This window comes from Acinetobacter tjernbergiae DSM 14971 = CIP 107465, from assembly GCF_000374425.1.
In the GTDB taxonomy this organism is placed as follows: domain Bacteria; phylum Pseudomonadota; class Gammaproteobacteria; order Pseudomonadales; family Moraxellaceae; genus Acinetobacter; species Acinetobacter tjernbergiae.
Window position 1 is genome coordinate 237,657 of sequence record NZ_KB894354.1, and the last position, 12,405, is coordinate 250,061.

Here is a 12,405-nt window from a genome sequence, read left to right on the forward strand (position 1 = left end):
TCATGCTAAGTGCTCAATTAATCAGCACGTCGCCAAGTGGTTCCTTGACGAGTATCCTCAAGAACAATTCCTTGAGCTAATAATGATTGGCGAATATCATCCGCTTTCGTAAAATCTTTCGCTTTCTTCGCATCGACACGTTGTTGAATAAAACTTTCAATCTCCGTATCAGACAGAGTAAGTGCTTCCTGTCCAATATCAGATTTTAAAAACTCTTCGACATCATGTTGCACCAAACCAAGAATGTTCATTAAATGACGTAGCGTTGAATAAAGAACAGTTGCTTGCTCAGCTTGTTCTTCTTTAACAGCACGATTTAATTCTTTATTCAGCTCAAATAATACTGCAATTGCTTCAGCTGTGTTGAAGTCATCACGCATTGCACTATTAAAACGTTCAACAAAATCTTGTTCTAAGGTTTCAACTGTTTTTTGCCCATAAATTTGTTGATAGGCTTTAAAAGAATGATAGAAACGACTTAACGTTGCCTTCGCTTCTTTTAATGCGAAATCCGAAAAGTTCACTGGACTACGATAATGTGATGACACAATAAAGTAGCGAATGACTTCTGGATGGAATTTATCCATGACATCACGAATGGTAAAGAAATTGCCTAATGATTTAGACATTTTCTCACCATCAACATTGATGAAACCAACATGCATCCAATAGTTCACATATTGTTCGCCTGTAGAGGCTTCGCTTTGTGCGATTTCATTTTCATGGTGTGGGAACATGAGATCCGAACCACCACCATGAATATCGAAATGATTACCTAAGCAGCACGTCGACATTGCAGAACATTCAATATGCCAACCCGGACGACCATTCCCCCATGGTGAAGCCCATGCAGGTTCATTTTCTTTGGCATGTTTCCAAAGTACAAAGTCAAAAGGGTGCTTCTTGTCTACTTCGACATCTACACGTTCTGATGCGCCAGCTTGCATATCATCCAATTTACGACCTGATAAGCGACCATATTTATCAAATTTAGTGACTTCAAAATACACATCGCCATTTGCAGCAGGGTAGGCAGCACCTTTATCAACCAGTGTGTTGATCATGTTTTGCATTTGATCAATATATTCAGTTGCTTTTGGTGCCTCGTCTGGTGCAGCACAGCCTAAGTTTGCTGCATCTTCATTCATTGCATCAATAAAACGCGCCGTGAGTTGTTGAATGCTTTCACCATTTTCATTGGCACGCGCAATGATTTTGTCATCAATATCGGTAATGTTGCGGATATAGCGAACTTTCCAGCCTTGGCTACGTAGGAAGCGGATGATGTAGTCAAATGCAACCATAACTCGAGCGTGTCCAATATGACAGTAATCGTAAACGGTCATACCACAGACATAGATATCGATTTGACCTTCTTGGCGTGGGACAAATTCAACTTTTTTACGTTGCTCAGAATTATATAGAACAAAAGGTTGCATAAGGGTTTTCAAACACTCTACAAAAATCGTGATTCATCATAACGTATGCATTGTATTTCATAAAGTTATCAGTAGAAAAAATATGATGCGTAAATGTATTTTTCTAGCGTAGGGAAAATTTAATTTGGGGTGGGATTCGATTGTATCTCAATCAAATGAGACATGTGATTGGAAAGAACACAGTTAATTATGTACTATCGAATATAAAGGCTAGAGCTGTGAGCTTGGTGTGGTGATTCAACTTATGGTTCTCGTCCTTTTCTTTTTCAAGTTAATTTCTTCTCTATGATTTAGATTAAAATAAGTTTTTAAATTATTTATTTGTAATGAAAATAATGGAATTTAGCCTAAACATAAAGTAAATGTGATTAGAATGAGAGATTTAATTTTCTACTAGTTTAGCTATAAAATAGGGGAGTGTGCTGTGGCACTCATAGATGAAGAGCAATTTAAAAAAGAAATCATTACAGATCCATTTTTTGGAGATGCTGTAAGATTTATTTTGAGTAAATTGGGAGATATGCGCGGTAAAGTAATCTTTGATAGTGGATGTGGTGCAGGAGTGATGAGTGTCTTTTTTGCACTACAAGGTGCTACTGTTATTGGAATAGACAGAGACTCTAGGCAGTTAGCGAAAGCTGTAGACTTGGCAACCTCATTCGGTGTCAATAATAATTGTTTTTTTCTGATGGCAAATTCTGAAGAATGCCCAATTGATTCAGATTCGATTGATATTGTATTTTCTAGAAGTGCGCTTCAATATATGGAGCGAGATAAAGTATTTGAAGAATATTTCAGAATTTTAAAACCTGATGGTGGCTTGGCATTAATAGAAAATCTTCCATATAGCCCATTAATTAATATTTATAGGTTTTTTCGGTATTTGACTGCTAGAACAAAAGATCAAAAAGAATATGTTAAATCTATTAAGGGGTACATTGACTTTAATGATATTAATCGTTTAGGTGATAGATTTGATTATAAAGATCAAAAATTTTTTCATCTTTTTCGTATTATTTCTATTTATCTTACTTTGTTTGTTAAGAATCCCTCTTCTAGCAAAGTTGTGAGAATATTAGACAAATTACTTTCGAGTCTTGATAATTTTTTACTACTTTTAATTCCTGTTTTAAATAAAACTGCTTGGTTTGCAGCCATTTACTATAAAAAATTAAGATAATTTATCTATATGAAAAAAATACTCACTATATCTGAATATATTGCCCTATTTAAAAAGACTTGGAATCCGTGGAATTTGATTAAAGCATTCTATTTGATAGTTTCCCAAAGAAGACTATTTGAAGCAGCTTATGGAGTATATTGTCATATTCGTATTCCTCCATCTGATATTAATCATAAAATAGATTTAAAATCATTTTTTTATTTGAATGATAATTTGAAAGATAAAATTTTTTGTATTAAAGCTAATCTGTCACGAGAAGAACTAATTTGTTTATTTGGTGCTGATTATGCAGTGGACGATCTTCCATGTGATTTTTATAGAGCAAGAATAGAGAGTATAGTACTTTATGAAGATTTTTTGATTATTGGTGAATATGGGAATCCAGGAAAAAGAATAGCCATAGTGTCTAAAACATCATGTTTGATTAATAAATATTATGATGCCGATGATTCTGTAAAGCATATTCATGTAATATGCAGTGCAACAGAGGAAGGTTTAATATTAGTTTCAACAGGTGATACTGCAAAATATCTTGATTTATGGGATTTGGATTTTTGTAATCTTAAGTTTGTTAAAAGAATTAAGAATTTATTAGCAGGATATACTGCAATCATCAAAATAGATCAGCACTATTTTTTTGGAACTGATTTTTCATCGCGGCCTAATTACTTGGCTGTATTCTGTGGTAAAAGCATAAAGAAGTATGCTTTCCCATCTAAATCATATAAGATGTATGTTGTTCGATTTCTAAATTATAATAACCATTATATCTTGTGCTTGAATAAAGAAATGCAGTGCTTTGGTGGACGATATGCATTATCTATTTTCGATGTTATAGATAACGAGTTTATATTTTGCGACTATGTTGAATATGATGAGCCTAAGATTATTGATGAGGTATTGCATAGAACGATAATTGAGCAACGTTCTCGTTTTATTTTTTAATATGTTTAATCTTATGTATTTTCTATTTAATTATTAAAAGTGTTTGAGAGTTTTTAATATTTTTGCTAAATATTTGTTTATAAATGTTTTAATTTGCTTGTGTCATAGTATGTTCTCAAAATCTGTGTACGTCTTAGCGTTGGATGAGATAACAAGCTCAATTTTTCTCCATTTTAATAAAAACTACTACATTTAGAAACGTGCATATTTTTCAATTATGCTAGAATCAGCCTCATTCTTTTGATTAAAATCATCTACCTTCAGGTGGATAGCGTATTATTTTGGGTCAAACTCATATGTCACAAGCCATAAATTTTCAAAGAAGCGCATTAGAGACTCTACGAATCGAGCAACAAGCCCTAGAGGTTCTTGCGACACAAATTAATGAAAGTTTTGATTGTGCCTGTGAAATCCTTTTGCAGTGTAAAGGGCGAGTTGTTGTGACGGGTATGGGCAAATCTGGTCATATCGGTCGGAAGATGGCAGCGACCTTTGCATCGACTGGGACACCATCATTTTTTATGCACCCAGGTGAAGCGGGGCATGGTGATTTGGGTATGTTGGTGCGTGGTGATGTTCTGATTGCCATTTCAAACTCTGGCAAGAGTGATGAAATCATGATGCTTATGCCGTTAATCAAGCATTTAGGTGTGCCATTAATTACCATCAGTCGTGATGATAAAGGACCAATGCCACAGAATGCAGATGTTGCACTGACATTAGGTGAAGCGGATGAGGCTTGTCCTCTCGGTTTAGCACCAACCTCTAGTACGACTGCAACACTTGTTTTAGGTGATGCATTAGCCGTTGCATTGTTGGAAGCACGTGGTTTTACCGCGGATGATTTTGCTCGTTCGCATCCAGCAGGGGCGTTAGGTAAACGTTTACTTTTGCATGTAAAACATTTGATGCATACAGGGACTGAATTACCTAAAGTTAAACCCAATACACCGATGAATAAGGTGTTATATGAAATCTCGGATAAACGTTTGGGTCTTACCACGGTTGTTGATGAGAACGATATCTTACTAGGTATTTTTACCGATGGTGATTTGCGTCGAATGATTGATCAGCAACAAGGTTTTGATGTAAATCTACCCGTTGCTGAAGTCATGACCAAAAACCCACTTACTATTTCTCAAGAAGCCCGTGCGGTGGAGGCATTGGAAAAAATGCATGAGAGAAAAATTAATCAATTTGTAGTTGTTGATCGCACCAATAAAGTGATTGGTGTGATTAGTATGCATGACCTTATTCAGGCAGGAGTAAATTAAGCCATGGCATCTTATGCTTTACAAGAACAAGCACGTCATTTACAAGCATTAGTGCTTGATGTGGATGGAATCTTAAGCGATGGCTTTGTAACTTTAACCAATTCAGGCGATGAGCTTAAATCATTTGATATTCGTGATGGTTTAGGTATGAAATTGGTTCAAAAAGCAGGAATGAAAGTGATTATTATCACTGGACGCAAGAGTAATATTGTTGAAAAAAGAATGGCAGATTTAGGTGTTGATCTTATTTTTCAAGGACGAGAAGATAAAGGTGTAGCACTACGTGAAGCATGTGCTCAGTTGAATATTCTACCTGAAGACTGTTTGTATATGGGTGATGACTGGCCTGATTTATCTGCATTTGCGATTGCAGGAATGAGTATTACTGTTCCAAATGGGCATGAAGAAGTTCGTCGTCGTGCAAATTTAGTCACACAAGCGATGGGTGGACGTGGCGCAGTTCGAGAAGTATGCGATATGCTACTATTTTCAAAAGGCATTTACCAAGAGCTACTTGCAAAATATCTAGCTGTACCACATTAATAGTAGCGTGAATTACCTAAAGGTCAGGTAACCCTGTTTATGGATACCAAAGTTTTATATGTTGTTGCTGTTTTGATTGCCGCTTTAAGCGGTGGGTACTATTATTACAGTGGCAAAGCAAAAAAGTTGGATGTTGATTCTGTGAAGAATATGACTTATTCAGCACAGGGTGTTCATTTAACACAAACTGATGAGCAAGGTAATTTGTATATTCGGGCTGAAGTGAAACAGTTACAGCAAAATATGCAACAAAAAACCTCCCAGCTTGATCAATTAAATGCTGTGATGTACAAGCAGGGGAAACCCGATGCAACTTTTTATGCAAAACAAGCAAATGCGTATAATGACAATAGTAAAGTTATACTCTCTGGTGATGTGGTTGCTACAACTTTATCCGATCAAGGTAAAATGGAATTTCATACGGATGAGCTTATAGGGTATCCAAAAACAAGAGAGCTAGAAACGCAACATTCGGTGATTGTTCAATCGCAAAATGCTGAATTTGTGAGCCAAGGTCTCAAAGCAAATTTGAATAATGGTCAATATGAGTTCTATAAAATTCGAGGAAAGTATGCACCAAGCTCTTAATTCTAAATCTCGTTTCACTTTCCTAAAACAAGCCACCTGTATTGCTGCTGTTGCTTTATCTTCTGTTTCCAGTTTTGCTTTACCATCAGACCGTAATCAACAGCTCTCTTTGGTTGCTGACCGTGCGACATATAATGATAAAACAGGTATGACAACTTACACCGGTAATGTTGTGATCGAGCAAGGTACAATGAAGCTACAAGCCGATTCAATTATTGCGACATTAAACACTAAAAAAGAAATACAAACCATTACTGCCAAAGGGCAATTAGCTAAGTTCCAACAACAAATAGATGCCAATAAAGGCTTGGCACGAGGTGAGGCTCAGACAATTGTTTATAATGCAGAAACAGGTATTTTGACATTGACTGGTAAAGCATATCTTTACCAAGGCGGTTCTAGTATTCGTGGTAATAGTCTGAAATATAGTATGAATAAGGGTGATGTTGAAGCTCAAGGTTCTTCATCAAATCGAGTTCAAATTATTATTCCACCATCAAGCTCAAAAAGTTTTCCAGGGGCACGTGATTAATGGAACAGTCAGAGCAACAGCCGCAAATCTTATGCATTAAACAGTTAGCTAAAAATTATAGTAAACGTTGGGTAGTTAAAGATGTTTCTTTTACTATGCAAAGTGGACAAATTGTGGGTTTGCTTGGGCCAAATGGTGCTGGTAAAACGACAAGTTTCTATATGGTTGTTGGGCTAGTTCGTATGGATAAAGGTGAAATTCACTTAGATAATTTAGACTTGTCTGATCTTGCTATGCATGAACGTGCTCGTAAAGGCATTGGTTATTTACCACAAGAAGCCTCGATTTTTAGAAAACTAACAATTGCTGAAAATATTATGGCAATTTTGGAAACGCGTAAAGATCTGAATAAGCAACAACGCCAACAGCGACTTAATGAATTACTCAATGATTTCAAAATTAATCATATTAAAGATTCATTGGGGATGAGTGTTTCTGGTGGTGAACGTCGCCGTGCAGAAATCGCAAGAGCTTTAGCTGCTGATCCGAAATTTATGTTATTAGATGAACCATTTGCAGGTGTGGATCCAATTTCTGTGGGTGATATTAAAGATATTATTCAAACGTTAAAGAGTCGAGGAATTGGTGTTTTAATCACTGACCATAATGTTCGAGAAACCTTGGCCATTTGTGAAAAAGCTTATATTGTCAGTGAAGGTTCTGTGATTGCAGAAGGAACTCCGCAAGAAATTTTAGATAATGAGCAAGTGCGTAAAGTCTATCTAGGTGATGATTTTGTGGTTTAAAACTTGATCAATCGTTTGTGGAAAAGAGCTTGTTCAGCTCTTTTTTTATTTTTAAAACTGTAAAAATAATTAATATTTTATTTGTTTTTTATGTTTATTATTTTTTATATTATTGAATTTTATTATTTTTTATTTTATTTATTCTGTATTTTTTGTGATTAGTGTTTAAATATTTTATAAAAATAACTGATTATAAGCGTGTGAATTAATATTTAGAGCATAGTGTTTTTTCTAAAAAAGTGAGTAGAATGAATTGGCTTTTTAATCATAACAATATGAAAAGAATATGAGTGTCAAGAACGATAGAAAGGTAGACAATGGATTTCTTGAAATATGCAAAGATTTCAAATTGTTAGTGTGTATTGTGGCTTTGTCTGCACAAACTGTGTATGCAAACACACCTAGTGAACAATACCACACTTTAAAAAACAATTTATCTCAGCTATTTGCGCCTAAAAGTAGTGACGAATTTAAAACTGCATATATGCAACAATTAAGTAACTTTTCTGTGGATTCATCAATCACTGATTTACCTGTTGTTGGTTCAGGGCACCCCGTGGATGTTATTCCAGCAGCATTATGGCAAAGCCAGATTAAATTATTAAAAGATGCGGTAAAAATTGCGGTTCAAAGAAATCCTGAAATTTCTCAAACTTTAGCAACTTTAGCAGCGCAGAATGCAAATATTGATGTTGCGAAAGCGGGGTATTATCCGCAGATTACTGGAGGGGTGAATACTGGTGATTTGACACGAAAAGGCGAACGTGGTCGGCAAATACTGGCTTTAAATGCAACACAAATGCTTTATGACTTTGGTAAAGTTAAGTCCAATGTGAATACTGAACAAGCGAAATTAATTGTTGAACAAGCAAATGTTTTAGTCAAAATTGATGATATTGCATTGGATGTTGCACAGACAATTATTAACATTCAGCGATATCAAAAACTTATAAAAATTGCGAACCAACAAATAGTTGGTATTACGCGTATTCAGGAAATGGCAAATTTAAGAGCTAAAGCCGGGATTAGTAGTCAAGCAGATCCAGTTCAAGCGCAATCTTATTTACAATCAGCTCAATCAGCATTGATTGCTCAGCAGTCCTTATTGGGACAATATCAACAGCATTTACATACTATTTTAGGTTTTGATGCTAGTGCAACTCAATGGGCTGTTCCTGAAGATTTAGTCCAACAATCAGATTTATATGCTGCACCACAATTTAATATCGTTCCACAAATGATTGCTGCACAAGCAGGCATTGCTGTGGCTCGTTCGCAAAAACAGCAAACACAATTAAGCCGTTATCCAACCTTATCTGTTAAGGGAGAATTAAGCCAAGCTTTACATGGTAAAAATCCCAATAATGATAAAGAAGGTGGTTTTGACAGTGCGATTATGTTTGAGGCAAGTAGTCAATTTTATCAAGGTGGAGCGACTTCTTCACAAATAAAGGCAGCTAGTTTTGCAGAAGAAGCAGCGAAAGCACAAGTAAATGCGGTTTATCTAAAAGTACTTGACCAAATTCGTACGAGTCGAGAACAAATTGAAAATAGACAAAGACAAATGCAAGTTCTCATGAGTCGCCAAGCAACAACAGTGAGAACGAAAGAGCTTTATCAAGAACAATATAAATTAGGAACCCGATCACTTGTAGATTTATTAAATGCTGAACAAGCGATTCATGGTGCAAATTCGGAATTAGAAACTGCACGTTATGATATTTATAACAGTATTGCTCAGTATATAGCGACCACAGGGCGTTCGCGTCAAGCCTACGACTTAAATAATATTCAAATTCAGGGGTTTGAAGTTCAGCCATGATGACAAAAATAAACTATCAGCCTTGGTTACAAGCGGTATTAACGATTGCAAAGCATTATCGAATAGAGCCCTCTGAAGAAAGAGTTCGTTTACAACTTGATTGGAATCAGAACCAAAATTTAGACGAAATCTTATTATTAATGAGTCGGCAGGTCGGACTTAACTTACGGAAAGTTAAATTTAGCGATGAAGTTGTAAATCCTTGGCGATTACCAGTGATTGTTGAATTTAATGATGGTCAAGTGGGTGTGATTGATAAAGCGGATACTGATGGTAATGTCAGTATTCAACTAAGTGGTGATCAGGGGCTGTCACAAAAATTTGTAGTAGATTCACTTAAGCATATTGTCAAAAATATTTATGTGCTTCGCCCAGAAAAATCAGTTCCTGATGCGCGTATTGATGAATACATTAAGCCTTATGAAGCCAGTTGGTTTTGGTCGATTGTATTGCAAGATTGGAAACGTTATATCGATATTATGTTTGCCTCATTAATGGCAAATATTTTGGCTTTAGCAACGATTATTTTCTCAATGCAAGTCTATGACCGAGTTGTTCCATCACAATCCATTCCTACGCTATGGGTACTTGCGGGTGGAGTATTTATTGCTGCAATCTTTGAATTTGTACTTCGTGTTGCCCGTGTTTATTTATCTGATATTATTGGGAAACGTGCAGATTTACGTGTTTCAGATCGTGTATTTGGCCATGCTTTAAGAATAAAAAATAGTGAACGTTCCAAATCAACAGGTACATTCATTTCGCAAATTCGTGAGCTTGAGGGGGTTCGCGATCTTGTTACTTCTACGACAATGGGGGCAATTGCTGATTTGCCATTCTTCTTTTTGTTTCTGGTTATCTTTGCGATTATTGGTGGAAACTTATTTTGGGTAATGTTGCTTGTTGTACCTTTGATGATTCTACCTGGTATTTTGGTACAAAAAAAATTAGCACAACTTGCGCAAGAAGGTATGCGTGAATCTTCAATTCGTAATGCAATTCTAGTTGAGGCTGTACAAGGAATTGAAGATATTAAGCTATTACGAGCAGAGTCTCGGTTCCAAAACCAGTGGAATCATATGAATGAAGTGTCGGCAGATATTAGTATGCAGCAACGTAAAATCGTTGGCGTACTAACAGCGTGGACACAAAAAATTCAAGGTTTAACCTATGCAGCTGTAATTTTGGTAGGTTGTTTTGCCGTGATGGATGGTGAGATGACAACAGGTGCTTTAGTTGCTTGTTCGATTTTATCGTCACGAATGCTTGCTCCAATATCTCAGATTACGGGTATTTTGGGACGTTTACAACAGGCAAAAGTTGCTAAGAAAAGTCTTGATGAACTCATGCAAAAATCTGTTGATCAGGCTGATCAGGCTCATTTAGTTCATAAAGAGGTTCTAAACGGGGATTATGAACTTAAAAATGTGATGTTCCAATATACAGAAGACGATCCACGTCCAAGCCTTGCTGTGCGCCAGTTAAAGATTAAAGCAGGCGAAAAAATTGCGATATTGGGGCGTAATGGGGCTGGAAAGTCTACGTTATTACAAATCCTCTCAGCTATGCAATTTCCAACGAATGGTTCAGTCCATCTTGATGGATTAGATATTAGCTTAATTGATCCTGCAGACGTTCGTCGTGATATGGGATTGTTAAATCAAAATGCACATTTATTTTATGGCACAATTCGTGAAAATTTAACCCTTGGTGCGCCTTTATCACGTGATGAAGATATTCTAAAAGTACTAAAAGTGACAGGGGCCTTAGCTTTTGTACAAGAAAAAAAAGAAGGTTTGGATCATTTGGTATTAGAAGGTGGTGTTGGTTTTTCTGGTGGGCAACGACAAGCTTTGTTATTGGCTCGCTTACTCATTCGTCAACCGAATATTTTGCTCTTAGATGAGCCAACTGCTGCAATTGACGATGTAGCTGAAAAACAACTAATTGATCATCTTAAAGGATGGCTTGCAAATCGAACATTAGTCGTTGCAACACATCGTCGGGCCGTTTTGGAATTGGTTGATCGCATAATTGTGATGAGCGATGGTAAAGTGGTTATGGATGGTCCACGTGATCAAGTATTAAACCAGTCTGCTGTACAACAAAAACAAATTAAGCAAGGGGAAGATTCATGAGCGAACAACAAGTGAATAGCCGTTCAATGAATGTTTCCTATAAAGAACCAAAGTTACCACGCTCTAGCTTCGTGATCTGGATTGTTGGTATCGGTTTACTTGTTCTTTTAATTTGGGCTTGGGTGTTTAATTTAGAAGAAGTTTCTACGGGTACGGGTAAAGTTATTCCATCCTCTAAAGAGCAAATTATTCAATCGCTTGAGGGTGGGATTCTGACGAAATTAGATGTACAAGAAGGTGATATTGTGCAAAAAGGGGAGGTTCTTGCACAACTTGATCCAACTCGGTTTGCTTCAAACGTTGGCGAATCAAAGTCCTTGCTAGTTTCGGCTCAAGCCACAGCAGCTCGTTTACGTGCTGAAGTGAATGGTACACCTCTAGTTTTTCCTGAAGAGGTTTTAAAAGAGCCAAAATTAGCGCAAGAAGAAACAGCACTATATTATTCACGCCGTGAAAATCTTGAAGAATCATTAGCAGGTTTCCAACAAGCACTCAAACTTGTACAACAAGAGTTGGTTATGACTGAACCTTTGGTTGCCAAAGGTGCAGCAAGTGAAGTTGAAGTTCTTAGGTTGAAACGTGAAGCAAATGATCTACAGAATAAAATGAATGATACACGTAACCAGTATTACGTTAAGGCTAGAGAGGAGCTTTCTAAATCTAATACTGATATTCAAACACAACAACAAGTGGTGATGGGACGGAGTGATAGTTTACATAGAGCTGTTTTCAAAGCACCTGTTAGAGGTATTGTAAAAGAAATTGATGTCACAACTTTAGGTGGAGTCATTCCACAAAATGGTAAGTTAATGACCATTGTACCTTTAGAAGATAAATTATTAATTGAGGCACGTATTTCCCCAAGAGATATTGCATTCATTCGCCCAGGACAAGAAGCATTAGTAAAAATTACAGCCTATGACTATTCAATTTATGGTGGTTTAAAAGGCAAAGTGACGGTTATTTCACCTGATACAATTCGAGATGAAGTCAAGCAAGATCAATTTTACTATCGGGTCTATATCCGCACAGATTCTGATAAACTTCATAATAAAATCGGTAAGGCATTTGGTATTACTCCTGGTATGGTAGCGACTGTTGATATTCGTACGGGGGAGAAAACAGTAATGGACTATTTATTAAAACCCTTCAATAAAGCAAAAGAAGCCTTACGCGAACGTTAATTATGATGTAG

At 36.4% G+C, this 12,405-nt stretch carries 11 protein-coding genes; 10 read left to right on the plus strand and 1 reads right to left on the minus strand.

Annotation, left to right across the window (positions count from 1 at the left end; translation table 11 throughout):
* Window positions 1-17: 17 nt before the first annotated feature.
* Window positions 18-1,439, minus strand: a complete 1,422-nt coding sequence (gene cysS / locus C502_RS0102460; protein ID WP_018677282.1) for a cysteine--tRNA ligase — start codon at window positions 1,437-1,439, stop codon at window positions 18-20.
* Window positions 1,440-1,863: 424 nt separating this feature from the next.
* On the opposite strand from cysS, the gene C502_RS0102465 reads away from it, so the two are divergent.
* The 10 genes from C502_RS0102465 (at window position 1,864) to C502_RS0102510 (ending at window position 12,394) form a co-directional block, all read left to right on the plus strand.
* Complete coding sequence (locus tag C502_RS0102465) at window positions 1,864-2,619, plus strand: class I SAM-dependent methyltransferase (RefSeq protein ID WP_018677283.1); 756 nt, start codon at window positions 1,864-1,866, stop codon at window positions 2,617-2,619.
* 9 nt (window positions 2,620-2,628) lie between these two features.
* Entirely contained in the window at window positions 2,629-3,567 is a 939-nt protein-coding gene (locus C502_RS0102470; protein ID WP_018677284.1) for a hypothetical protein, read from the plus strand.
* Window positions 3,568-3,863: 296 nt separating this feature from the next.
* Window positions 3,864-4,841 (plus strand): KpsF/GutQ family sugar-phosphate isomerase, encoded by a 978-nt coding sequence (locus tag C502_RS0102475; RefSeq protein WP_018677285.1) that lies wholly within the window; start codon window positions 3,864-3,866, stop codon window positions 4,839-4,841.
* Window positions 4,842-4,844: 3 nt separating this feature from the next.
* Window positions 4,845-5,384, plus strand: coding sequence for a KdsC family phosphatase (locus C502_RS0102480; protein ID WP_018677286.1), 540 nt, complete (start codon window positions 4,845-4,847; stop codon window positions 5,382-5,384).
* Between the two features lie 39 nt (window positions 5,385-5,423).
* Window positions 5,424-5,972 (plus strand): LPS export ABC transporter periplasmic protein LptC, encoded by a 549-nt coding sequence (lptC, locus tag C502_RS0102485; protein WP_018677287.1) that lies wholly within the window; start codon window positions 5,424-5,426, stop codon window positions 5,970-5,972.
* A complete protein-coding gene (gene lptA, locus C502_RS0102490) occupies window positions 5,956-6,504 on the plus strand; it encodes a lipopolysaccharide transport periplasmic protein LptA (RefSeq protein ID WP_018677288.1) in 549 nt (182 codons plus the stop codon). Before lptC ends, lptA begins: the two co-directional genes overlap by 17 nt.
* Entirely contained in the window at window positions 6,504-7,250 is a 747-nt protein-coding gene (gene lptB, locus C502_RS0102495) for an LPS export ABC transporter ATP-binding protein (protein ID WP_018677289.1), read from the plus strand. The genes lptA and lptB overlap by 1 nt, the downstream gene beginning before the upstream one ends.
* Window positions 7,251-7,536: 286 nt before the next feature.
* Window positions 7,537-9,072: a TolC family protein gene (locus tag C502_RS0102500; RefSeq protein ID WP_018677290.1), complete on the plus strand. Its 1,536-nt coding sequence runs from the start codon at window positions 7,537-7,539 to the stop codon at window positions 9,070-9,072.
* Entirely contained in the window at window positions 9,069-11,210 is a 2,142-nt protein-coding gene (locus C502_RS0102505) for a type I secretion system permease/ATPase (RefSeq protein WP_018677291.1), read from the plus strand. Before C502_RS0102500 ends, C502_RS0102505 begins: the two co-directional genes overlap by 4 nt.
* Complete coding sequence (locus C502_RS0102510; protein ID WP_018677292.1) at window positions 11,207-12,394, plus strand: HlyD family type I secretion periplasmic adaptor subunit; 1,188 nt, start codon at window positions 11,207-11,209, stop codon at window positions 12,392-12,394. Before C502_RS0102505 ends, C502_RS0102510 begins: the two co-directional genes overlap by 4 nt.
* The last annotated feature ends 11 nt before the right edge of the window (window positions 12,395-12,405 follow it).